The organism is Burkholderia sp. LAS2 (assembly GCF_018417615.1).
Lineage (GTDB): Bacteria > Pseudomonadota > Gammaproteobacteria > Burkholderiales > Burkholderiaceae > Burkholderia > Burkholderia sola.
The window spans coordinates 2,913,840-2,937,497 of record NZ_CP071052.1 but is presented as its reverse complement, the minus strand read 5'-3'; the positions used below and the strand labels follow the sequence as shown (position 1 = coordinate 2,937,497).

Sequence of the window (23,658 nt, the reverse complement as noted above, 5' to 3'; positions counted from 1 at the left end):
TGCTTTAGACTAGCACGGACGTGCTTTTCAGCGCGATGAATCCCGATGCGGCCGGCGTCGATGCGGCCGCGCTTCAGCAAGGAAGGAGACCCCGATGCTACAGCTGTGCGGTATTCCGTTGTCCAACTACTACAACAAGGTGAAGTTCGTCCTGCTCGAGCACGACATTCCATTCGAGGAACGGGTGTGCGGTTTGCCGATCAGCGATCCGGCGCAGCTTGCCGATTCGCCGCTCGGCAAGATTCCGTTCCTGAAGACCGAAGAGGGCGCGCTGTTCGAGTCGCAGGCGATTATCGAATACCTGGCGGCGCGCTATCCCGAGAAAGGCATTTTCCCCGCAAGCCCGTTCGCTGCGGCGAAGGTGCGCGAACTTGTCGAGACGCTCGAGCTGTATCTCGAATGGATGGCGCGCGAGGTGTACACGGAAGCGTTTTTCGGCGGCAAGGTGAGCGACGGGATGAAAGCGCACGTCGAGAAGCGCCTGCCGCGCGCGATCGATGCATTCAAGCAGATGACGCGCTTTTCGCCGCATGTGCTCGGCGACTCGTTCGGCCTCGCGGACATGGCCGCGTGGGTTCATCTGCCGGTCGTCGGGATGGCGACGAAGGCCGTCTTCGGGCGCGACTTCCTGCTCGATGCAGGCATCGACTGGAAGGCGCACGCAAAGACGGTCGGTGAACGCCCGGCCGCGCAACGCGTGGCAGCCGAGCGCAAGGCGTATGTCGAAGCGGCGAACGTCGTGCGTTCGTAAGCGTGTCTGACGGGCGGCGCGTGGCCGCCCCTGCCGGGCTTACAGGCGGGCGAGCCGTTCGAGCGCGGATGCGAGCGTGCTTTCCTGCTTCGCGAAGCAGAAGCGCACGACGCCCGATTCGTGCGGCTCATGATAGAACGCCGACACCGGAATGGCCGCCACGCCGATCTCCGACGTGAGCCACTTCGAGAATTCCGCTTCGGGCAGGTCGCTGATCGCCGAGTAATCGACGCACTGGAAGTACGTGCCCGTGCACGGCAGCAGCTTGAAGCGCGTGCGCTCGAGGCCGGCCCGGAAGAAGTCGCGCTTCTTCTGATAGAAGCCCGCGAGCGACAGGTACGGCGCCGGGTCGCGCAGGTAGTCGGCGAGCCCGATCTGCATCGGCGTGTTCACCGTGAACACGTTGAACTGGTGGACCTTGCGGAATTCCGCGGTCAGCGCCGCCGGCGCCGCGACGTAACCGACCTTCCAGCCCGTCACGTGATAGGTCTTGCCGAAGCTCGACACGATGAAGCTGCGCGCGGCGAGCTCCGGGTAGCGCGCGACGCTCTCATGGCGCGCGCCGTCGTAGACCATGTGTTCATAGACCTCGTCGGACAGGATCAGCACGTTGGTGCCGCGCACGATGTCCTCGAGCTTGCGCATGTCGGCCTCGCGCCACACGGTGCCCGTCGGGTTGTGCGGCGTGTTGATCAGGATCATCCGCGTTTTCGGCGTGATCGCGGCCGCGAGACGGTCGAACGGGATCGTGTAGTCGGGTGCGTCCAGCGTGACGAACACGGGTTTGCCGCCGGCAAGCTCGATCGACGGCAGGTAGCTGTCGTAGGTCGGCTCGACGACGATCACTTCGTCGCCCGGATGCACCGCGCAGAGGATCGCCGTCAGCAGCGCCTGCGTCGCGCCGGCCGTCACGGTGATTTCGGTGCCCGGATCGTAGCGTCGGCCGTACACCTGCGCGATCTTGTCGGCGATCGCGTCGCGCAGCGGCGCGACGCCGGCCATCGGCGGGTACTGGTTGTGTCCGTTGCGCATCGCGGTGGCGACCGCATCGACGATGCGCGGATCGCAATCGAAATCCGGGAAGCCCTGGCCGAGGTTCACCGCGCCTTTTTCGGTGGCAAGCGCGCTCATGACCGTGAAGATCGTCGTGCCGACGTTCGGCAGGCGCGACGGGAAAACGGGAGTCGTTGGCATATCTGAAGGAGCGTTCATCGAGACGGTCGAATTCGGGTGTGAGGCGTCAGGCCGGCGTCGCCGTGGCGTCGAGCGCGCAGGCTTCCACGAACGGCGCGGGTTGCGCGATCCGGAAGCCGAAGTCGCGTGCGGTGCGTTTCGCGAGCTTCAGCAGCGCGCGGTCTTTCGACACGAGCCAGTCGGCCTGTGCGGCGCGGGCGAGTTCGAGAAATTTCTGGTCGTCGCGGTCCTTGCACTTCGGCAGCGGCGGCGCGTCGGCGTCGACGGGCGACGGTTCGACGAGGCTCGCGAGCCGGGTGACCGTCGCGAGCGCGGCAGCCTTGTCGATCGCGCGCGACTGGAACTGCGGATAGTCGAGCACGTATTCGAGTTCGGTCAGGCAGCGGCCGTCGATTACGGCGGCCAGCGTGCCGCGCTCCAGCGCGGCACGGATTGGGCGCGTAGCGGGGTCGTCGAATACGAGGATGTCGATCCAGACGTTCGAGTCGAGCACGACGCGGTGGGCGGCATGCGGGGCGAGAGAGCGGGGCATTCGTTACAATCGGTGGTTTTCGTCTGACCGCAAGGCACGGCGTGCCAGCGAGCCTCTATGATAATCGTTCTCTCTCCCGCCAAATCCCTCGACTACGAGACGCCCGCGCACGTCCAGTCTTACACGAAGCCTGCATTCGTCGACGAGGCGTCGGAGCTGATCGCCGACCTGCGCAAGCTGTCGCCGCAGGACATCGCGGCGCTGATGGATATCTCCGACCCGCTCGCGCGCCTGAACTTCCAGCGCTACGCCGATTGGTCGCCGACCTTCACGCCGGCCAACGCGAAGCAGGCCGTGCTGGCGTTCAACGGCGACGTCTACGAGGGTTTCGACGCGAAATCGCTGTCGCCGACCGATCTCGACTATGCGCAGCAGCACGTGCGCGTGCTGTCGGGCCTGTACGGGCTGTTGCGTCCGCTCGACCTGCTGCAGCCGTACCGGCTCGAGATGGGCACGCGTTTCGCGAACGCGCGCGGCAAGGATCTGTATGCGTTTTGGGGCGACCGCATCACGCGGGCGCTGAACGAGCAGCTCGAGACGCGCAGCGGCGCGGCGCGCGTGCTCGTCAACTGCGCGTCGACCGAATACTTCAAGTCGGTCAAGCCGAAGCTGCTGGCCGCGCCGGTCATCACGCCGGTATTCGAGGACTGGAAGGGCGGCCGCTACAAGATCATCAGCTTCCATGCGAAACGCGCGCGTGGCCTGATGGCGCGTTTTGTCGTCGAGAACCGTATCACCGACCCGAAGGCGCTGAAGGCATTCGCGACCGAAGGCTATGCGTTCGATGCGGCGGCGTCGAACGATTCGACTTACGTATATCGCCGGCGCATCGGCGAGTGACCCAGCCGGCCGTTCACGAGACGGCCGGCGCATGCATTGGGGCCGGACAGGCGGTACGCTGCCCGATTCGGTCGACCGCTTTGCATGGGACCAGCGTAAGCGCTGAAGCGCTTACGCTGGTCGACAAAGGAGATAGACAGATGGCCGTTTCGATCACCAGTAATTTCGACGCGGGCGCAATCGACGTCGTGTCGTGCGATAGCCCCGACGCAATCCGGCTGCGCGTGCGTGGCGACAATCGCTCGGAATTCGCGCAATGGTTTTACTACCGTTTGACGGGGGCGCGCGGCGAGCGATGCGTGATGACGTTCGAGAACGCAGCCGAATGCGCGTATCCGTCGGGCTGGCGCAACTACCACGCGGTAGCGAGCTATGACCGCGTCGACTGGTTCCGGGTGCCGACGACATTCGACGGCAAGACGATGACCATCGACCATACGCCGGAATTCGATAGCATCTACTACGCGTATTTCGAACCGTACTCCGAAGAGCGTCACGCGGCGTTTCTCGGCGCGGTCCAGCAGTTGCCGCAGGCGAGGGTCGCCGAGCTCGGCCGCACGGTCGAAGGCCGTCCGATGTCGCTGCTGACGCTCGGCACGCCGGAAACCGATGGCGCGCCGAAGAAGAAGGTGTGGATCATCGCGCGCCAGCATCCGGGCGAATCGATGGCCGAGTGGTTCGTCGAAGGCCTGGTCAAGCGGCTGGCCGGATGGGGCGACTGGGCGGGCGACCCGGTTGCGCGCAAGCTCTACGATCGCGTGACGTTCCACATCGTCCCGAACATGAACCCGGACGGCAGCGTGCACGGTAACCTGCGCACCAATGCGGCCGGTGCGAACCTGAACCGCGAGTGGATGGCGCCCGATGCCGAGCGCAGCCCCGAAGTGCTGGCCGTGCGCGATGCGATCCACGCGATCGGCTGCGACATGTTCTTCGACATTCACGGCGACGAGGATTTGCCGTACGTGTTCGTCGCCGGCTCGGAGATGCTGCCGAGCTTCACCGAGCAGCAGCGCAAGGAGCAGACCGCGTTCATCGACGCGTTCAAGGTCGCCAGCCCCGACTTCCAGACCGAGCATGGCTACGCGGCGAGCAAGTACAAGGAAGACGCGCTGAAGCTCGCGTCCAAGTACATTGGCCACCAGTTCGGCTGCCTGTCGCTGACGCTCGAAATGCCGTTCAAGGACAATGCGAACCTGCCCGACGAGCGCGTCGGCTGGAACGGCGAGCGTAGCGCGGCGCTCGGCGCGGCGATGCTGGCCGCGATCCTCGTGCACGTCGACACGTTCGCGTAAGCGCAGCCGTCGTCGCATGAAAAAGGCCGGCGCATCTTGCGATGCACCGGCCTTTTTTGATGCTGTCGTCGCCGCTCCGCCGTATCAGGACTTCTTCGCGGTTTTTTTCTTCACGGCTTTCTTCTGGCCGCCTGATTTCTTCGTCGCGACGGCCTTCTTGCTGCCGGTGCGGCCCGATGCCTTCGCCTTGGCTTTGCCGCGGTGCGACTTGCCCTTGAACTTCTTCGTCGAAGACGACGAGCGCTCGACGCGCGGCTTCAGCGGCGGAACCGGATCGTTCCAGCTGAACGCGAGCATTTGCTGGCCGACATAGCCGCAACGGAATTTCAGCGGCGTCGGGTCGCTGCCGTCGCTATGGATGCCGAGCCCGTCGACGGTGACGATGTTGTCGACTTTCACACGCTGCTTGCCCTGGTCGAACGAGTCGTTCCACGGGGTGATCGTCGCGTTGCCGCCGTCGAATGCGTTCGGCGCGAAGTCGACGCGATCGAACGCCGTCGACGTGCTGGCGATGAAGCTGCCGTGCGCCGCACAATCGGCGGCGAGCGGATCGGCATGCATCTCGTTGACGAATTTGTTGATCAGTTCGGAACGCTGGTCGAGCAGGTCGGCGAATACCGGTGCGGGAAGCGCAAGCGACAGGCCCGCGATACAGGCTGCCAGCTTGCCGAGCGCCCGGAAAATCCGGAGCGAGGCAGGTGAGCTGTCCATCTGGTTATTGGTGAGGAGCGAAGAAGACGTCGGGCACGTATAGATGCCCGATGAAGAACAGGAGTTCAATCTTAGCGTAAAAAAGTTGTGCGGCAGTAGGTGACGTATTCGGCGCGCGCGGCGGAATGGCCGCCGATACGCGTGTGCGCTCGTCCGATGCGGAGGAAATTCAGGCGCGCGGGCCGCCGAGGCGGTAGCGGCGGACGTCGAAGGTCGTGACCCACGCGGGGCGATAGACGGCGATGAGGGCCGTTGCCATGCCGGTGAACCAGGCCTCGCCGAGCGCGAGCAGCGCGGTGTTCAGCAGATAGCCGGCCGGAATCACGACGGGCACGCCGTCCGCGAGCGCGAGCTGGACACCGGCCGCCGCCGCGGCGACCGCGACGATCGCGATAGCGGGCGACAGGAAGCCCTGCCCGGTGATGAACGACGCGAGGTTGTGCGGCAGCCACGCGAGTGCGGCGCGTTGCAGCAACGCCGACACGCCGACAGGCAGCGCACCGTAGATCAGATAGGTCAGGCCGATGCCTTGCCACGGCGCGTCGAAGATGACCGCGGCAATCGCCGTGACGGCGCCCATCGCGACCAGTGCGAGCGTCCAGTCGAACAGCGTGACGAGCAACGTCGCGCCGAGCAGATGCATGACGATGCCATCTTCGAGCCATGCGTTCGAGGCCCACAGGACCGCGATCGCTGTGACGAGCGCGAGCCACACGTGCTGAAGCGTGGCGTCTTGCAGGCGTACGAAGGGGCGATTCCAGATCGCGAGCGCGAGCAGGGCCACGGCGGCGATCCAGCCACCGATGCCAACCCAGAGCGGAAGCGGTGTGAAAAGAAAACCCATGCGTCCATATTACTCGTTGAGCATCAAAGGTGGGAGCCTGCACATGCCCGACCGTCGCAATATCGAGACTGTTTGCCTAGCGTCCGCGCCTGAACCGTGCCGGTGGCTCGGCGGCGAGCGGCAGGTCCTGCGTGCCGGTATTCGCGGTGGGTAACGGGTACGGACGGTCATGCCGTTGTGTACGCAGCGGAGCCGGGCCGTGTTCCCCGATGACCGGTTTACGGGCGCGGTTCCGGTTCGCCAGCAGCACCTCGAGATGGGGCGACAGCCAGCCGTTGTAGATCGCGACCGCGGCGGCGCGGTTTGCGGCGCCGAGCTGCTGGAAGATGCTCGCGAGGTGGATCTTCACGGTGCCTTCGCTGATGCCGAGCGTACGCGCGATCATCTTGTTCGTGCTGCCCATGTGGACGAACCGCATGATCTGCGCTTGCCGCGGCGACAGGAGGCCGCTCGGCGGGCGCCGCGGCAGGGAGCCGGCGAGCGTCTGGAAATGGGCGTCGTGGCGGGCCGTCGCCGTTGCCGTGGACGGCAGCAGGCTGAGGGCGATCGGCGGAATGTAGTGGCCGCCCAGCAGCACGATCTCGAGCGCCCGCACGATCAGGTGCGGCCGCGTGGAATGCGGGATCACGCCTGCGACGCCGTAATTGAAGAAGCGCTGGATCGCTTCGGGCGAGATGTCGTCGACCAGGACGGCGACCGGGGTCGGCGAGCACGCGTTGCCGAGTGCCTGAAGCTCGCTGATCCGGCCCACGTCCAGCCAGTCGATCGCGACGAGGTCGAAACGCTGGGTGCGCAGCAGCCGGCGTGCCTGGAAACCGTCAGGCGCATCGTTGATGCTGGCGTGCCGGTCGATCTGCCGCAACAGGGTCTTCAGTCCGTCACGCCGTTCGGCGTCTGAGTTAAGTACCAAGAACCGCATATTCAACCTCCGTGAAGTGAGTCATTGACTGCCGTCGGGGATAAGCTGGCCCCGATAATGACAAAGACCTTACACGATGTCTGCTTGGCTGAAAGGCTTAGGAAAAGTTCGAAATTTCGAGCGACCGGGCATCGGATATGAAAAAAGCCGCTTCGGCAGGGAACCGAAAGCGGCTTTGGGGCGGGCAGGCCGTCTGGGCCTGCGGTGCGGGTCAGTGGAAGTGCGGCTGGGCGGGCGACGCGTCTTCCGGCATTTCCGCATGGACAATTTCGCCGAGCGGATCGGCGTAAAGCGGCACGCCGCAGTCGTCGCAGTATTCGGGTTCGAAGCGGCCCGCGTGCCGCCGGACGTCGGTTACGCCGCATTCCTTCAGCAGGCTCACGATTTCCTCGAGCGGTCCTTCGATCGGCGCTTCGCCTTCGAGCGTCGCGTTGTCGACCGAGATGTCGCCGTTTTCACGGCCGTAGAGCGGCCACACGACACCGTAGATCACGTCGTTGCTCGCACGTCGCGTGAAGCCGACGCGATACTCGTCGATACGGCGTTCGCCGAAGCCGGCGACCACCGCGCGCAGCTCTTGCGGCGCTGCACCAAGTGTGTCGAATAGATAACGAATGGCCGTTCGGACGGTATGCGGACGTACGCGTTCGTCCGCATCGCGGCAAGCCGAGTAGTACGCGTCCGGAAGCAGGCATTCGAACTCGCAGCCGGGCAGCGCGATCGACAGGTTCGGGCCGCCTTGGGCCGTCCATTGTTCGAGGCACTGGCCGCGCTCGATCCGGCTGCCGTTTTCTTCTTCTTGCCAGCGGAACAGCGGCGCGCCGGCCGGCGCGGCGACGACCGCCAGCAGGAAGCGCGGATCGGCGAGGATCGGCGAAGTTTCCGGCAGGTCGCCGAAGCTCAGCTTCGGGGCGTGCTGGCCGATTGCCGCGTGGGCGAGCTGCTGGGCCAGCCGGTAGGTTTCGACATGGTGCCGCGGCAACTGGTCGATGCTGTAGAGGAACGGTGCGAGGCCGACGAGGGTGCCGTTCGCGAGCACGTGCGCTTGCAGATGCGTTCGCAGCGCGTCGGCAACGTCGCCCTTGAGCGGGCCCGACGGAATCATGTAGCGCGTCCAGGCGAGGACCGGGACGGCGACCAGCAGCGCATCGTATGGTTGGCCGTCGTGCTCGATCACCATCGACTCGCTGTGCGTCTCGGCCATGTCGGCGAGCGCGCCGTAGGCGTCGGGATGATTCTGCTGAAGATGGTCGAGCGCGGCGTCGAGCGTAGTCTGATTGCCGTTGCGGACGATCTTGGCGAGCAGCGTATCGAGCTTCGCTTCCCAGAAGCGATCCTCGATGCGGCTGCCCGACGCGAAGAGCGCAAGTGACAGACCGACCAGTTTGTCGGCATCGGGGGGGAGGCGTTTGGCGATTCGCTGGCGCATATTAAAGACGTATATAGAAAGAGGCGAAGAACCTCACATTCTAGTCCGTTCTTTGCACCATAAGCGGTCTCGTGGCCAAGCATGGCCGGACGGCCGAATTGCGGCCTGTGTAAAAAGTTTCTGCGAAACCCCTTGCGCTCACGACCTGAGCTGCATAGAATCACGCCTCTTTCGCGCTAACGGAAACGCGGCGCGGAAGGAAGGGAGGCGGTGCTGTTGGGGTTCGGTCGTAGCGAGCCTTGGCGGTACAGGAAGTTGAGCCCCGCAGTCGCAACGAAGTCGTTCAGAAAGTTGTTGACGAGCTGCGAAACACGGTTCATAATCTCGCTTCTCTGCTGCTGAAAACGCAGCGCTGCCGGGAAACACGAAGTTCCTCGCAGAATGCTCTTTAAAAATTAACAGCCGATAAGTGTGGGCGCTTGATGGAAGCGAGCTGATCCTCGGATCAGATAGCGAAAGTATCAAGAGTCTCACACTAAAGTAAGTCAGGTTTATGAAGTGATTCATATTCCTGTCAGCTTTGAGTGAGCGACCGGTTCTACGGAACCGAAAACAGTAACAGGTTTGAACTGAAGAGTTTGATCCTGGCTCAGATTGAACGCTGGCGGCATGCCTTACACATGCAAGTCGAACGGCAGCACGGGTGCTTGCACCTGGTGGCGAGTGGCGAACGGGTGAGTAATACATCGGAACATGTCCTGTAGTGGGGGATAGCCCGGCGAAAGCCGGATTAATACCGCATACGATCTACGGATGAAAGCGGGGGACCTTCGGGCCTCGCGCTATAGGGTTGGCCGATGGCTGATTAGCTAGTTGGTGGGGTAAAGGCCTACCAAGGCGACGATCAGTAGCTGGTCTGAGAGGACGACCAGCCACACTGGGACTGAGACACGGCCCAGACTCCTACGGGAGGCAGCAGTGGGGAATTTTGGACAATGGGCGAAAGCCTGATCCAGCAATGCCGCGTGTGTGAAGAAGGCCTTCGGGTTGTAAAGCACTTTTGTCCGGAAAGAAATCCTTGGCTCTAATACAGTCGGGGGATGACGGTACCGGAAGAATAAGCACCGGCTAACTACGTGCCAGCAGCCGCGGTAATACGTAGGGTGCGAGCGTTAATCGGAATTACTGGGCGTAAAGCGTGCGCAGGCGGTTTGCTAAGACCGATGTGAAATCCCCGGGCTCAACCTGGGAACTGCATTGGTGACTGGCAGGCTAGAGTATGGCAGAGGGGGGTAGAATTCCACGTGTAGCAGTGAAATGCGTAGAGATGTGGAGGAATACCGATGGCGAAGGCAGCCCCCTGGGCCAATACTGACGCTCATGCACGAAAGCGTGGGGAGCAAACAGGATTAGATACCCTGGTAGTCCACGCCCTAAACGATGTCAACTAGTTGTTGGGGATTCATTTCCTTAGTAACGTAGCTAACGCGTGAAGTTGACCGCCTGGGGAGTACGGTCGCAAGATTAAAACTCAAAGGAATTGACGGGGACCCGCACAAGCGGTGGATGATGTGGATTAATTCGATGCAACGCGAAAAACCTTACCTACCCTTGACATGGTCGGAATCCTGCCGAGAGGCGGGAGTGCTCGAAAGAGAACCGGCGCACAGGTGCTGCATGGCTGTCGTCAGCTCGTGTCGTGAGATGTTGGGTTAAGTCCCGCAACGAGCGCAACCCTTGTCCTTAGTTGCTACGCAAGAGCACTCTAAGGAGACTGCCGGTGACAAACCGGAGGAAGGTGGGGATGACGTCAAGTCCTCATGGCCCTTATGGGTAGGGCTTCACACGTCATACAATGGTCGGAACAGAGGGTTGCCAACCCGCGAGGGGGAGCTAATCCCAGAAAACCGATCGTAGTCCGGATTGCACTCTGCAACTCGAGTGCATGAAGCTGGAATCGCTAGTAATCGCGGATCAGCATGCCGCGGTGAATACGTTCCCGGGTCTTGTACACACCGCCCGTCACACCATGGGAGTGGGTTTTACCAGAAGTGGCTAGTCTAACCGCAAGGAGGACGGTCACCACGGTAGGATTCATGACTGGGGTGAAGTCGTAACAAGGTAGCCGTATCGGAAGGTGCGGCTGGATCACCTCCTTTCCAGAGCTATCTCGCGAAGTTGAGCGCTCACGCTTATCGGCTGTAAATCAAAGACAGACTCAGGGGTCTGTAGCTCAGTCGGTTAGAGCACCGTCTTGATAAGGCGGGGGTCGTTGGTTCGAATCCAACCAGACCCACCATTGTCTGACGTGTCGGTGATCGTTAGCGCTTTAGCGCTTACGAGCAGCCCATGCCGATAGGCTGTAGTACCTGAGGTCATCTGTACTCAATGGGGGCATAGCTCAGCTGGGAGAGCACCTGCTTTGCAAGCAGGGGGTCGTCGGTTCGATCCCGTCTGCCTCCACCAATCTTCAATGACAAGCGTTCGAACGAAGCGTTGTTCGAGTCTTTGTCATTGGCGATTGAGCCAGTCAGAGTGATACGTAGTATGTATCGGCTGTCGTTCTTTAACAATCTGGAAGAAGTAAGTAATTTGGATAGCGGAAGCGTCTCGAGATGGACGTGGAAGTTATCCGGGTTGTGATTGTATCGATGTATCTCAAGATGATTCGAACTCTATGTTCGACTCAATTGGAATACGGCACAACGCGAGAACTCAACCTGTAGCGGCTGTCGAGAGACAGACTCGTTATAGGGTCAAGCGAACAAGTGCATGTGGTGGATGCCTTGGCGATCACAGGCGATGAAGGACGCGGTAGCCTGCGAAAAGCTACGGGGAGCTGGCAAACGAGCTTTGATCCGTAGATGTCCGAATGGGGAAACCCGGCCCTTTTGGGTCATCCTGGACTGAATACATAGGTCCAGTGAAGCGAACGCGGTGAACTGAAACATCTAAGTAACCGCAGGAAAAGAAATCAACCGAGATTCCCAAAGTAGTGGCGAGCGAAATGGGATGAGCCTTGCACTCTTTATTTGTATTGTTAGCCGAACGCTCTGGAAAGTGCGGCCATAGCAGGTGATAGCCCTGTAGGCGAAAACAGTATGAAAGAACTAGGTGTGCGACAAGTAGGGCGGGACACGTGAAATCCTGTCTGAAGATGGGGGGACCATCCTCCAAGGCTAAATACTCGTGATCGACCGATAGTGAACCAGTACCGTGAGGGAAAGGCGAAAAGAACCCCGGGAGGGGAGTGAAATAGATCCTGAAACCGCATGCATACAAACAGTCGGAGCCTCGCAAGGGGTGACGGCGTACCTTTTGTATAATGGGTCAGCGACTTACGTTCAGTAGCAAGCTTAACCGTATAGGGCAGGCGTAGCGAAAGCGAGTCCGAATAGGGCGTTCAGTTGCTGGGCGTAGACCCGAAACCAGGTGATCTATCCATGGCCAGGATGAAGGTGCGGTAACACGTACTGGAGGTCCGAACCCACTAACGTTGAAAAGTTAGGGGATGAGCTGTGGATAGGGGTGAAAGGCTAAACAAACCTGGAAATAGCTGGTTCTCTCCGAAAACTATTTAGGTAGTGCCTCGTGTCTCACCTTCGGGGGTAGAGCACTGTCATGGTTGGGGGGTCTATTGCAGATTACCCCGCCATAGCAAACTCCGAATACCGAAGAGTGCAATCACGGGAGACAGACATCGGGTGCTAACGTCCGGTGTCAAGAGGGAAACAACCCAGACCGCCAGCTAAGGTCCCCAAATATAGCTAAGTGGGAAACGAAGTGGGAAGGCTAAAACAGTCAGGAGGTTGGCTTAGAAGCAGCCACCCTTTAAAGAAAGCGTAATAGCTCACTGATCGAGTCGTCCTGCGCGGAAGATGTAACGGGGCTAAGCTATATACCGAAGCTGCGGATGCGAGCTTGCTCGCATGGTAGGAGAGCGTTCCGTAAGCCTGCGAAGGTGCCTTGTAAAGGGTGCTGGAGGTATCGGAAGTGCGAATGCTGACATGAGTAGCGATAAAGGGGGTGAAAGGCCCCCTCGCCGTAAGCCCAAGGTTTCCTACGCAACGTTCATCGGCGTAGGGTGAGTCGGCCCCTAAGGCGAGGCAGAAATGCGTAGCTGATGGGAAGCAGGTCAATATTCCTGCACCATTGTTAGATGCGATGGGGGGACGGATCGCGGAAGGTTGTCCGGGTGTTGGAAGTCCCGGTCGCTGCATTGGAGAAGGCGCTTAGGCAAATCCGGGCGCGCAATTCAAGGGTGTGGCGCGAGCTCCTTAGGGAGCGAAGCAATTGGAAGTGGTTCCAAGAAAAGCCTCTAAGCTTCAGTCTAACGATGACCGTACCGCAAACCGACACAGGTGGGCGAGATGAGTATTCTAAGGCGCTTGAGAGAACTCGGGAGAAGGAACTCGGCAAATTGGTACCGTAACTTCGGGATAAGGTACGCCCTTGTAGCTTGACTGGCCTGCGCCAGGAGGGTGAAGGGGTTGCAATAAACTGGTGGCTGCGACTGTTTAATAAAAACACAGCACTCTGCAAACACGAAAGTGGACGTATAGGGTGTGACGCCTGCCCGGTGCCGGAAGATTAAATGATGGGGTGCAAGCTCTTGATTGAAGTCCCGGTAAACGGCGGCCGTAACTATAACGGTCCTAAGGTAGCGAAATTCCTTGTCGGGTAAGTTCCGACCTGCACGAATGGCGTAACGATGGCCACACTGTCTCCTCCCGAGACTCAGCGAAGTTGAAGTGTTTGTGATGATGCAATCTACCCGCGGCTAGACGGAAAGACCCCATGAACCTTTACTGTAGCTTTGCATTGGACTTTGAACCGATCTGTGTAGGATAGGTGGGAGGCTATGAAACCGGAACGCTAGTTTCGGTGGAGCCGTCCTTGAAATACCACCCTGGTTTGTTTGAGGTTCTAACCTTGGCCCGTGATCCGGGTCGGGGACAGTGCATGGTAGGCAGTTTGACTGGGGCGGTCTCCTCCCAAAGCGTAACGGAGGAGTACGAAGGTACGCTAGGTACGGTCGGAAATCGTGCTGATAGTGCAATGGCATAAGCGTGCTTAACTGCGAGACCGACAAGTCGAGCAGGTGCGAAAGCAGGTCATAGTGATCCGGTGGTTCTGTATGGAAGGGCCATCGCTCAACGGATAAAAGGTACTCTGGGGATAACAGGCTGATACCGCCCAAGAGTTCATATCGACGGCGGTGTTTGGCACCTCGATGTCGGCTCATCTCATCCTGGGGCTGTAGCCGGTCCCAAGGGTATGGCTGTTCGCCATTTAAAGAGGTACGTGAGCTGGGTTTAAAACGTCGTGAGACAGTTTGGTCCCTATCTGCCGTGGGCGTTGGATATTTGAAGGGGGCTGCTCCTAGTACGAGAGGACCGGAGTGGACGAACCTCTGGTGTACCGGTTGTCACGCCAGTGGCATCGCCGGGTAGCTATGTTCGGAAGAGATAACCGCTGAAAGCATCTAAGCGGGAAACTCGCCTTAAGATGAGATATCCCTGGGGACTAGATCCCCTTGAAGGGTCGTTCGAGACCAGGACGTTGATAGGTCAGGTGTGTAAGCGCAGTAATGCGTTCAGCTAACTGATACTAATTGCCCGTAAGGCTTGATCCTATAACAAGTCTGTCTCGATGCCCGTTAGCGCTTCAGCGCTTACGGACATCGAGCGTCGAGTGCGAGGCACTCGACGTACGACGGTTGAACTACCGCGTACGTGTGAGATACAGCTCACAACCCAACTCAATTACTGCTTCTTCCAGGATTGGTTGTGCTGCGAAGCCAGCACAACAACCCCCTTTGCCTGATGACCATAGCGAGTCGGTCCCACCCCTTCCCATCCCGAACAGGACCGTGAAACGACTCTACGCCGATGATAGTGCGGATTCCCGTGTGAAAGTAGGTAATCGTCAGGCTCCCTCAAGCCAAAAACCCCCGCCCGACAAGGCGGGGGTTTTTGCATTTCGGCATCCCCAAAAGCATGTGGCGAAGCGCCCCCATCCCTCGCAACCCAACGGCGTGCGTGCAAGGTCGGATCATCTGCGTTCCTGCTGCCAACTCTTCCCCGGAACGAACCGCCTCGATTTGATACGATCGATATGTCGTCGACGAGGGCGTCCGTCGGCGGTCGTGTTCGAAACCAGGGTTTGATGGAGAGGGGCGGGGAATGAATATCGGCGACGCGTCGCGCGAATCCGGAGTCAGCGCAAAAATGATCCGGTACTACGAGCAGGTCGGGCTTCTTGCGCCGAGCAAGCGTACCGATGCCGGCTACCGCATCTACGGCGCGGACGAAATCCATATCTTGCGGTTCATCCGTCAGGCACGACGACTCGGCTTTCTCGTCGAGGACATTCGCAAGCTGCTGATGCTCTGGCAGGATCGTTCACGCGCCAGCGCCGAAGTGAAATCGATCGCACTTGAACATGTGGCCGAACTCGACAAACGCATCGCGGAGCTGAGCGACATGCGCGACACGCTGGCCGATCTGGCTGCGCACTGCCATGGTGACGGGCGGCCGGAGTGCCCGATTTTGGCGCGCTTGGCCGACCCCGTCAGTGAACCAAATTAGTGCGTGTGCTCGAGCCCCCAAACGCGCCCACACAGCATGTCATTTAAAATCAACGGGTTGGATGCGCCACGCTTTTCTTCATTCCGATTTGGAATGATTTCCATGCAAGTTTTTCACTAGCATATTGGTGCGGCGTCGCTATAATTCGGGATAACCCTATACGGGAAATCCCTGAATTTCGATTCACCAGGGGTCCCTCTTCCTTGGAGAACGTCATGATCGCCTACATCGTTGAAAAGCTGAGCAACTGGTTCGAATCCGCAGAACGTGAGCGCCGTGAGGCTTACCTCGCCACGTCGTCGGACATCGTCCAGCTCGAGAGCCGCATTCGCTCGCTCGAAACCAACGGCTACTCGCTGTAATCGGAGTCACCGTCAGGTGCCGCGCAGCACCGCACGATAAGCAAGCCCCGTATTGACGGGGCTTTGTTTTTTTGTGCGCCGGATCTGGCGAAATCGTCGGTGCAGCGCTATGGTATGGACCTTTTCATCCTGAAGGACACGATCATGCGTTTGCGTGTCGAAGTGCGTCGCAGTGCCCGCGCGCGTCTCATTCTGGGCGCAGTCGTGCTCGTCCATGGCATCGCGGCGGGCGCCGCGACGTCGTCCAGGCCGCTCGTTCTCGATACGCAGCGCGGTATCCAGGACGGCAAGGGCGGGTTGGTGTTGCAGACGGCGCCGTTGTCGCAGGAGCCGATCGTCGAGCCGGCAGGTATGCGGGCTCCAGCCGGACAGGGGACGAACACGTCGGTTCCGCTGTTCGTCGCGCCGTATATCAGTGTTCCCGCGTGGGGCGGGCAGCCGGCCAACCAGCCGCGGCTCGCGCCCAGGCCGCAGCCGTAACGACCCGTCGCCCGGTCAGTTTCCGCGGTGCTCGATTTGACAGCGGGCGCCGCTATCCTGTCCCAGCTTCTCGACCAGGTAAGGCAGGACCTCGTTCATGCTCTGGGCGAGCGTATATGGGGGATTCAGGATGAACATCCCGCTGCCGTAGAGGCCAAGTCCGTCGTTCGGCGGATTCGACACCGTCAGCGTCAGGTGCAGCCAGTTGTTCGGCTGCAGGCGCTTCAACTGCTCGGGAAAGCGCTGCGATTCCGTCCGCGTGACCTGCGGATACCAGATCGCATAGCAGCCGGTCGCGAAACGCTTCAGGCATTCGGTCACGCAGCCCACCGTGCGCGTGTAATCCTTCTTGTCCTCGTAGGACGGATCGATCAGCACGAGTGCGCGTCGCGGCGGCGGCGGCAGCAGCGCCTTGATACCTTCGAAGCCGTCGCCGGCGAAGATCATCGCGCGTCGCCCCGCATCGCGGAAATTGTGGCGCAGCACATCGATTTCCGTCGTGTGCATTTCGAACAGGCGCATACGATCCTGCTCGCGCATCGACCGCCATGCGATGTACGGCGAGCCTGGATAGAAGTGCAGTTCGCCGTCGTCGTTCAGCGCGCGGACTTCGTCCACATAGTCACCCAACGCCTCCGGCAGGTTCTTTTCGTTCCACAGCCGGCCGATGCCGGTATCGAATTCCGACGTCTTCGCTGCATAACCGTCGCGCAGCGAGTACACGCCGGCGCCCGCGTGCGTATCGATATACCAGTACGATTTGTCCTTCTTGTTCAGGTAGCGCAGCAGCTGGACGACGACGGCGTGCTTGAGCACGTCCGCGTGATTGCCTGCGTGAAAACCGTGACGATAACTGAGCATGGCTGGCCGCCTGAAACGAAAGATGAATCGATGAAAGCGCTCGATCGCGCGCGGCCGTCAGGCCGGGCGCCGATGCGGCCGCGTATTGTACGCGAGTGGCCGCGCGTCGCCTTACTCGTATGCGTCGCCGACCACTGCCTCGATGCGTTGCTTCACATCCGGCGTCAGCTTCGCGGCAACGTCGAGCGCGCGCATGTTGTCGCCGATCTGGTCGACCCGCGATGCGCCCGTGATGACCGAACTCACGCGCGGATTCGCGAGTACCCAAGCGATGGCCAATTGGCCGGTGCTGCAGCCGAGCTCGGCCGCGATCTCGCCGATCCGTTCGACGATGTCGTTGGCTGCCCGATCGGTCAGGCGTTCGCGCATCCAGTCGTAGCCCTGCAACTGCGCGCGGCTGCCGGGCGGCACGCCGTCGCGGTACTTGCCGGTGAGCAGGCCCGACGCCAGCGGGCTCCAGGTCGTCAGGCCGAGGCCGTAATCGTCGTAGAGCCGCGCATATTCCTGTTCGACCCGGCTGCGATGGATCAGGTTGTACTGCGGCTGTTCGACGACCGGCTTGTGCAGATGGTGCCGCTCGGCGATCTCGCATGCTGCACGGATCTCGTCGGCGCTCCATTCCGACGTGCCCCAGTACAGCGCCTTGCCGCGCACGATCATGTCGCTCATCGCCCAGACGGTTTCCTCGATCGGCGTATGCGGATCGGGGCGATGGCAATAGACGAGGTCGACATAGTCGAGCTGCAGCCGGCGCAGCGAGCCGTCGATCGCGTTCAGCAGATATTTCCGGTTCAGCGTGTGATACTGGTTCGGGGCTTCCGCGAGCCCCCAGAAGAATTTCGTGGACACGATATAGCTGACGCGCGGCCAGTCGAGCGACTTGAGCGCGTGGCCCATGATTTCCTCGGATTTGCCGCCGGCGTAGACCTCGGCGTTGTCGAAGAAATTGACGCCCGCGTCGCGTGCCGCGGCAAGGCATTCGCGCGCGACCCGCTGGTCGACCTGGTTGCCGTACGTCACCCACGAGCCGAGGGAAAGCGCGCTGATCTGCAGGCCGGAGCGGCCTAGCCGTCGATAGTGCATGAGACTCTCCTGCTGAACGGAACCGACCTTAAGCTTAGACGTTTTGCGCACGAACGGCGGGGCCGATCGTGCACAATGACGGCTGGCACGCCGATGCGATTTCGCGATGAGCGCGGATACGACGGGCGCGTGTTTTATCGATCCGATATCGGGAGGAGACGGACATGGCAGCAGATCTGAGCGGCAAGACCGCAGTCGTCACGGGCGCCGCGAGCGGCATCGGCAAGGAAATCGCGCTGGAACTGGCCAAGGCAGGCGCGGCCGTCGCGATCGCCGACCTGAACCAGGACGGCGCGAACGCGGTCGCCGACGAGATCGTCAAGGCAGGCGGCAAGGCGATCGGCGTCGCGATGGACGTGACCAACGAGGACGCCGTAAACAGCGGCATCGACAAGGTGGCCGACGCGTTCGGCTCGGTCGACATCCTCGTGTCGAACGCCGGCATCCAGATCGTCAACCCGATCGAGAACTACTCGTTCGCCGACTGGAAGAAGATGCAGGCGATCCACGTGGACGGCGCGTTCCTGACGACGAAGGCCGCGCTCAAGCACATGTACAAGGACGATCGCGGCGGCGTCGTGATCTACATGGGCTCGGTGCACTCGCACGAGGCGTCGCCGCTGAAGTCCGCGTACGTGACGGCCAAGCATGGCCTGCTCGGCCTGGCCCGCGTGCTGGCGAAGGAAGGCGCGAAGCACAACGTGCGCTCGCACGTCGTGTGTCCGGGCTTCGTGCGCACGCCGCTGGTCGACAAGCAGATTCCGGAGCAGGCGAAGGAGCTCGGGATCAGCGAAGAGGACGTGATCAAGAAGGTGATGCTCGGCAACACGGTCGACGGCGTGTTCACGACGGTGCAGGACGTCGCGCAGACGGTGCTGTTCCTGTCGGCGTTCCCGAGCGCCGCGCTCACCGGCCAGTCGTTCGTCGTCAGCCACGGCTGGTTCATGCAGTAACGCGGGAGCGGGCGGTATCGCCGTCCGCCGCGCTGGACGCTGGACTGCACAAAAAAACGCGCTCCGTGGAGCGCGTTTTTCATGTCGGCAGGGCGGGGCCGGTGACAGCCGCTTCCCGGCGTGGCTTTACTTCAGGACCGCTGCGACCGCATTGGCGACCGCGTCGAGGTTCCGCATATTCAGCGCGGCGACGCAAATCCGGCCCGTGCCGACCGCATAGATGCCGAACTCGTCGCGCAGGCGATCGACTTGTGCCGAGGTCAGGCCCGAATACGAGAACATCCCGCGCTGCGCGTTGATGAAGCTGAAGTCACGATCGACGCCGCTCGCCTTCAGGCGTTCGACGAGACCATTGCGCATCGCGCGGATGCGATCGCGCATTTCGCCGAGTTCCTGCACCCACGAAGCGTGCAGTTCCGGCGACGCGAGCACCGCTGCGACCACTGCGCCGCCGTGGGTCGGCGGGTTCGAGTAGTTCGTGCGGATCACGCGCTTCAGTTGCGACAGCACGCGTGTGGCTTCTTCCTTGCTCGACGTGATGATCGACAGCGCGCCGACGCGCTCGCCGTACAGCGAGAACGACTTCGAGAACGACGACGACACGAACGCGTTCAGGTCGGCCGCGGCAAACAGGCGCACGGCAGCGGCATCGGCTTCGATGTTCTCGCCGAAGCCCTGGTAGGCCATGTCGAGGAACGGCACGAGGTTGCGCGCCTTCACGACGTCGACGACCTGTTGCCATTGCGCTTCGGTCAGGTCCACGCCGGTCGGGTTGTGGCAGCACGCGTGCAGCACGACGACCGTGCCGGCCGCATAGCCGTTCAGCGCCGACAGCATGCCTTCGAAGTTCACGCCGTGGGTGGCCGCGTCGTAGTACGGGTACGCGACGACCTCGAAGCCGGCCGCTTCGAACAGCGCGCGATGGTTTTCCCAGCTCGGATCGCTGATCGCGACCTTCACGTTCGGGTTCAGGGTGCGCAGGAAATCGGCGCCGATCTTCAGCGCGCCGGTGCCGCCCAGTGCCTGGGCCGTGACCACGCGGCCCGCCGCGATCAGCGGCGAGTCGTTGCCGAGCAGCAGCTTCTGCACGGCTGCATCGTAGGCGGCGATCCCGTCGATCGGCAGGTAACCGCGCGGCAGGCCGGCCTCGACACGCGCCTTTTCCGCGTCGCGAACCGCGCGCAGCAGCGGAATCTTGCCGTCTTCGTTCGTGTACACGCCGACGCCGAGGTTGACCTTGGTCGGACGCGCATCGGCGTTGAAGGCTTCGTTCAGGCCCAGGATCGGGTCGCGGGGAGCAAGCTGGACAGCGGAGAAGAGCGACATGATGATTCGGCAGTAGTGAAAAGAGGGTCAGGCTTTCAACCGGCGGGGCGGGCGCAGTGGACCGCGCCTGCGGCGCGACGCCGGGAAGCGCAGCAGCCTGACATTGTAGCGAATTCGTGCTGGCGGGGGCGGTCATTCCGTCGCGATCAGGGCGACGAATCGCGATTTCGGGCGGCCGTCGCGCGTCAGGAGTCGACAGCAGTTCGCACGGCCGCGAAGCGCTAGAATGCTTTCTTTGCCCTTGCTCCGGCCGCATTCCATGTCCGAACATCATGCCGAAGTCGGCGACGCGCTCGACGAATCCAAATTCGTCACTTTCGAAGGGTCGCCGTTCCAGCTTTACCAGCCCTATCCGCCCGCGGGCGACCAGCCGACCGCGATCGACACGCTCGTCGAAGGCGTCGGCGACGGCCTTGCCTTCCAGACGCTGCTCGGCGTAACCGGTTCGGGCAAGACCTTCACGATGGCGAACACGATCGCGCGGCTCGGCCGCCCGGCGATCGTGTTCGCGCCGAACAAGACGCTCGCGGCCCAGCTTTACGCGGAGTTCCGGGAGTTCTTCCCGCGCAACGCGGTCGAGTATTTCGTCTCGTACTACGACTACTACCAGCCTGAGGCCTACGTGCCGCAGCGCGACCTGTTCATCGAGAAGGATTCGTCGATCAACGAGCACATCGAGCAGATGCGGCTGTCGGCGACGAAGAGCCTGATGGAGCGCCGCGACGTGGTGATCGTCGCGACGGTGTCGGCGATCTACGGTATCGGCAATCCGTCCGAATACCACCAGATGATCCTGACGCTGCGAACCGGCGACAAGCTCGGCCAGCGCGACGTGATCGCGCGGCTGATCGCGATGCAATACACGCGCAACGAGCAGGATTTCCAACGCGGCACGTTCCGCGTGCGCGGCGACACGATCGACATCTTCCCCGCCGAACACGCGGAAATGGCCGTGCGCGTCGAGCTGTTCGACGACGAGGTCGAGACGCTGCACCTGTTCGACCCGCTGACCGGGCGCGTGCGGCAGAAGATTCCGCGTTTCACCGTGTATCCGTCGTCGCACTACGTGACGCCGCGCGACACCGTGATGCGCGCGGTCGAGACGATCAAGGACGAATTGCGCGAACGGCTCGAGTTCTTCCATCGCGAAGGCAAGCTCGTCGAGGCGCAGCGCCTCGAGCAGCGCACGCGCTTCGATCTCGAGATGCTGCAGGAGCTCGGCTTCTGCAAGGGCATCGAGAACTATTCGCGGCATTTCTCGGGCGCGGCGCCCGGCGATCCGCCGCCGACGCTCGTCGACTACCTGCCGCCCGATGCGCTGATGCTGCTCGACGAATCGCACGTGCTGATCGGCCAGCTGAACGGCATGTACAACGGCGACCGCGCACGCAAGGAAAACCTCGTCAATTACGGGTTTCGCCTGCCGTCCGCGCTTGACAACCGGCCGCTGAAGTTCCCCGAGTTCGAGCGCAAGATGCGGCAGGTCGTGTTCGTGTCGGCCACGCCGGCCGACTACGAGAAGCGCGTGACGGGGCAGATCGCCGAGCAGGTCGTGCGACCGACGGGCCTCGTCGATCCGGAAATCGAGGTGCGGCCGGCGAGCTCGCAGGTCGACGACGTGCTGACCGAGATCAACGCGCGCGTGAAGGCCGGCGAGCGCGTGCTGATCACGACGCTGACGAAGCGCATGGCCGAACAGCTGACCGAGTTCCTGGCCGACCATGGCGTCAAGGTGCGTTACCTGCACAGCGACATCGATACGGTCGAGCGCGTCGAGATCATCCGCGACCTGCGGCTCGGCACGTTCGACGTGCTGGTCGGGATCAACCTGCTGCGCGAGGGCCTCGACATTCCCGAAGTGTCGCTCGTCGCGATCCTCGACGCGGACAAGGAAGGCTTCCTGCGCGCCGAGCGCTCGCTGATCCAGACGATCGGCCGCGCCGCGCGGAACGTGAACGGCAAGGCGATCCTCTACGCGGACAACATGACCGAGTCGATGAAGCGCGCGATCGGCGAAACCGAGCGGCGCCGCGCGAAGCAGATCGCGTACAACGAAAAGATGGGCATCACGCCGCGCGGCGTCGTGAAGCGCATCAAGGACATCATCGACGGCGTCTACAACGCCGACGACGCGCGTGCGGAGCTGAAGGAGGCGCAGCAGCGCGCGAAATTCGAGGACATGTCGGAAAAGCAGCTCGCGAAGGAAATCAAGCGCCTCGAGAAGCAGATGGCCGACTACGCGAAGAACCTCGAGTTCGAGAAGGCCGCCGCGACCCGCGACCAGCTTGCCGTGCTGCGCGAACGCGTGTTCGGCGCGAACGTCGGCGACCACATCAGCGGCGGGCGGTAAATCTTTCCAAACGTCACCGTATCCTTTTGGTAAAGCGCCTGTAAGCCTTGTCGGATCAGGGGTTTACGGCGCTCTCCGTTTGTTCCGGAACGGGTTCGGTGCTAAACTCCCCATGTATTGAGAATAGTTCGCATTAACGTTCTTCGTCGCGTTAGTGTTTCCAGCGGGCGGCCCGGCGGCGGCCCGCATGTCGTCAAGATAGTCAGACAAATAACAAGGAGTGTCCATGTTGGGTTCTTCGTTCATCCGCACGACGGTTGCGGTAGCGGCGGCGCTGGCCGCGATGTCGGCCTCGGCTGCCGAGTATCCGATCGGCAAGCAGCAGATCCAGGGCGGCATGGAAATCGGCGCGGTGTATCTGCAGCCGATCACGATGGACCCGGAAGGCATGATGCGCAAGGCGTCGGATTCCGACATCCACCTTGAGGCCGACATCCATGCGGTCAAGAACAACCCGACCGGTTTCGCGGAAGGCGACTGGATGCCGTACCTGCAGGTCACCTACAAGCTGACGAAGCAGGGCGACACGAAGTGGAAGGCCGAAGGCGACCTGATGGGCATGGTCGCGAGCGACGGCCCGCACTACGGCGACAACGTGAAGCTCGCCGGCCCAGGCAAGTACCACCTGACGCTGGTCGTCAAGCCGCCGATGCAGTCCGGTCACATGGCGTTCGGTCGCCACGTCGACAAGGAAACGGGCGTGGGCCCGTGGTTCAAGCCCATCACGCTCGAGTACGACTTCCCGTTCGCCGGTATCGGCAAGAAGGGCGGTTACTGATCGGTGGCATCACGAACGGCGCGCTTCGGCGCGCCGTCGGCGTAGAGAACCCAGTATGAAAATTCCCCAGAAAATCGTCGCCGCAGCCGCTGCGCTGTGGCTTGCCGGCGCGGCCCATGCGGCCGATCTGCCGACGTTCAAGCTCGAGATGACGGACGGCAAGCTGAACCCCGCCCGCATCGAAGTGCCGGCCGGCCAGCGTTTCAAAATCGAGATCAGGAACACCGGCAAGGGTGCCGCCGAATTCGAGAGCGTGCAGTTGCGCAAGGAGAAGGTGCTCGCGCCGGGCGCCGACTCGTTCGTCGTCGTCGCCCCGCTGTCGCCGGGCGAATACAAGTTTTTCGACGATTTCCACCAGCAGGCACAGGGCGTGATCGTCGCGAAGTAACGCGTTTTATCTGCGCGCGGGCGCGCCAGTCC

At 61.7% G+C, this 23,658-nt stretch carries 19 protein-coding genes, 2 tRNA genes and 3 rRNA genes; 15 read left to right on the top strand and 9 right to left on the bottom strand.

What is annotated here, in order from left to right; all coding sequences use genetic code 11:
* Window positions 1–94: 94 nt before the first annotated feature.
* Window positions 95–751: a glutathione S-transferase family protein gene (locus tag JYG37_RS13585; protein ID WP_124631404.1), complete on the top strand. Its 657-nt coding sequence runs from the start codon at window positions 95–97 to the stop codon at window positions 749–751.
* A gap of 39 nt (window positions 752–790) precedes the next feature.
* On the opposite strand, the gene JYG37_RS13580 is transcribed toward JYG37_RS13585, so the two are convergent.
* Window positions 791–1,963: a pyridoxal phosphate-dependent aminotransferase gene (locus JYG37_RS13580; protein WP_213345503.1), complete on the bottom strand. Its 1,173-nt coding sequence runs from the start codon at window positions 1,961–1,963 to the stop codon at window positions 791–793.
* Between the two features lie 28 nt (window positions 1,964–1,991).
* Window positions 1,992–2,477 carry a putative toxin-antitoxin system toxin component, PIN family gene (locus JYG37_RS13575; protein ID WP_124651453.1) on the bottom strand — a complete coding sequence of 162 codons (486 nt, stop codon included), beginning with the start codon at window positions 2,475–2,477 and terminating at the stop codon, window positions 1,992–1,994.
* Window positions 2,478–2,534: 57 nt separating this feature from the next.
* Here JYG37_RS13575 and yaaA point away from each other — a divergent pair, with 57 nt between their 5' ends.
* Together yaaA and JYG37_RS13565 are read left to right on the top strand one after the other, a co-directional pair.
* A complete protein-coding gene (gene yaaA, locus JYG37_RS13570; protein ID WP_213345502.1) occupies window positions 2,535–3,317 on the top strand; it encodes a peroxide stress protein YaaA in 783 nt (260 codons plus the stop codon).
* Between the two features lie 140 nt (window positions 3,318–3,457).
* Window positions 3,458–4,612, top strand: a complete 1,155-nt coding sequence (locus tag JYG37_RS13565; RefSeq protein WP_124554874.1) for a M14 family metallopeptidase — start codon at window positions 3,458–3,460, stop codon at window positions 4,610–4,612.
* An 84-nt stretch (window positions 4,613–4,696) separates the two neighbouring features.
* Here the strand turns inward: JYG37_RS13565 and JYG37_RS13560 are convergent, their stop codons facing one another.
* The 4 genes from JYG37_RS13560 to JYG37_RS13545 all read right to left on the bottom strand — a co-directional run bounded on the left by JYG37_RS13560 (window position 4,697) and on the right by JYG37_RS13545 (window position 8,515).
* On the bottom strand, window positions 4,697–5,323 hold the full coding sequence (locus JYG37_RS13560; RefSeq protein WP_089488674.1) for a BspC domain-containing protein: 627 nt from the start codon (window positions 5,321–5,323) through the stop codon (window positions 4,697–4,699).
* Window positions 5,324–5,492: 169 nt separating this feature from the next.
* A complete protein-coding gene (locus JYG37_RS13555) occupies window positions 5,493–6,167 on the bottom strand; it encodes an energy-coupling factor ABC transporter permease (RefSeq protein ID WP_050016504.1) in 675 nt (224 codons plus the stop codon).
* Between the two features lie 76 nt (window positions 6,168–6,243).
* Complete coding sequence (locus JYG37_RS13550) at window positions 6,244–7,086, bottom strand: response regulator transcription factor (RefSeq protein WP_050016506.1); 843 nt, start codon at window positions 7,084–7,086, stop codon at window positions 6,244–6,246.
* A gap of 211 nt (window positions 7,087–7,297) precedes the next feature.
* Window positions 7,298–8,515 carry a DUF2863 family protein gene (locus JYG37_RS13545; RefSeq protein ID WP_089488673.1) on the bottom strand — a complete coding sequence of 406 codons (1,218 nt, stop codon included), beginning with the start codon at window positions 8,513–8,515 and terminating at the stop codon, window positions 7,298–7,300.
* A gap of 566 nt (window positions 8,516–9,081) precedes the next feature.
* Between JYG37_RS13545 and JYG37_RS13540 the strand changes: the two genes are divergently transcribed.
* The 8 genes from JYG37_RS13540 (at window position 9,082) to JYG37_RS13505 (ending at window position 15,887) form a co-directional block, all read left to right on the top strand.
* Window positions 9,082–10,614: ribosomal RNA gene (locus JYG37_RS13540) — 16S ribosomal RNA — on the top strand.
* A gap of 63 nt (window positions 10,615–10,677) precedes the next feature.
* Window positions 10,678–10,754: transfer RNA gene (locus JYG37_RS13535), tRNA-Ile, on the top strand.
* 91 nt (window positions 10,755–10,845) lie between these two features.
* Window positions 10,846–10,921: transfer RNA gene (locus JYG37_RS13530), tRNA-Ala, on the top strand.
* A gap of 288 nt (window positions 10,922–11,209) precedes the next feature.
* A 23S ribosomal RNA gene (locus JYG37_RS13525) occupies window positions 11,210–14,090 on the top strand.
* A gap of 186 nt (window positions 14,091–14,276) precedes the next feature.
* Window positions 14,277–14,389: ribosomal RNA gene (gene rrf, locus JYG37_RS13520) — 5S ribosomal RNA — on the top strand.
* Together the 16S, 23S and 5S rRNA genes with 2 tRNA genes alongside form the textbook arrangement of a ribosomal RNA operon.
* A gap of 251 nt (window positions 14,390–14,640) precedes the next feature.
* Window positions 14,641–15,045, top strand: coding sequence for a Cu(I)-responsive transcriptional regulator (cueR, locus tag JYG37_RS13515; protein WP_050018291.1), 405 nt, complete (start codon window positions 14,641–14,643; stop codon window positions 15,043–15,045).
* Window positions 15,046–15,260: 215 nt separating this feature from the next.
* On the top strand, window positions 15,261–15,407 hold the full coding sequence (locus JYG37_RS13510; protein ID WP_006478295.1) for a DUF3563 family protein: 147 nt from the start codon (window positions 15,261–15,263) through the stop codon (window positions 15,405–15,407).
* A 144-nt stretch (window positions 15,408–15,551) separates the two neighbouring features.
* Entirely contained in the window at window positions 15,552–15,887 is a 336-nt protein-coding gene (locus JYG37_RS13505) for a hypothetical protein (protein ID WP_050018294.1), read from the top strand.
* Window positions 15,888–15,902: 15 nt separating this feature from the next.
* Here JYG37_RS13505 and JYG37_RS13500 read toward each other — a convergent pair whose 3' ends face one another.
* Together JYG37_RS13500 and JYG37_RS13495 are read right to left on the bottom strand one after the other, a co-directional pair.
* Window positions 15,903–16,748, bottom strand: coding sequence for a 23S rRNA (adenine(2030)-N(6))-methyltransferase RlmJ (locus tag JYG37_RS13500; protein ID WP_213345501.1), 846 nt, complete (start codon window positions 16,746–16,748; stop codon window positions 15,903–15,905).
* A 111-nt stretch (window positions 16,749–16,859) separates the two neighbouring features.
* Entirely contained in the window at window positions 16,860–17,831 is a 972-nt protein-coding gene (locus tag JYG37_RS13495; RefSeq protein ID WP_213345499.1) for a potassium channel beta subunit family protein, read from the bottom strand.
* Between the two features lie 164 nt (window positions 17,832–17,995).
* Between JYG37_RS13495 and JYG37_RS13490 the strand changes: the two genes are divergently transcribed.
* Entirely contained in the window at window positions 17,996–18,784 is a 789-nt protein-coding gene (locus JYG37_RS13490) for a 3-hydroxybutyrate dehydrogenase (protein WP_089488615.1), read from the top strand.
* 126 nt (window positions 18,785–18,910) lie between these two features.
* On the opposite strand, the gene JYG37_RS13485 is transcribed toward JYG37_RS13490, so the two are convergent.
* Window positions 18,911–20,110, bottom strand: a complete 1,200-nt coding sequence (locus JYG37_RS13485; RefSeq protein WP_050018182.1) for an amino acid aminotransferase — start codon at window positions 20,108–20,110, stop codon at window positions 18,911–18,913.
* Between the two features lie 259 nt (window positions 20,111–20,369).
* Between JYG37_RS13485 and uvrB the strand changes: the two genes are divergently transcribed.
* The 3 genes from uvrB to JYG37_RS13470 all read left to right on the top strand — a co-directional run bounded on the left by uvrB (window position 20,370) and on the right by JYG37_RS13470 (window position 23,626).
* A complete protein-coding gene (uvrB, locus tag JYG37_RS13480) occupies window positions 20,370–22,460 on the top strand; it encodes an excinuclease ABC subunit UvrB (RefSeq protein ID WP_050018183.1) in 2,091 nt (696 codons plus the stop codon).
* Between the two features lie 226 nt (window positions 22,461–22,686).
* On the top strand, window positions 22,687–23,238 hold the full coding sequence (locus tag JYG37_RS13475) for an iron transporter (RefSeq protein WP_050018184.1): 552 nt from the start codon (window positions 22,687–22,689) through the stop codon (window positions 23,236–23,238).
* Window positions 23,239–23,293: 55 nt separating this feature from the next.
* A complete protein-coding gene (locus JYG37_RS13470) occupies window positions 23,294–23,626 on the top strand; it encodes a cupredoxin domain-containing protein (RefSeq protein ID WP_006478303.1) in 333 nt (110 codons plus the stop codon).
* The last annotated feature ends 32 nt before the right edge of the window (window positions 23,627–23,658 follow it).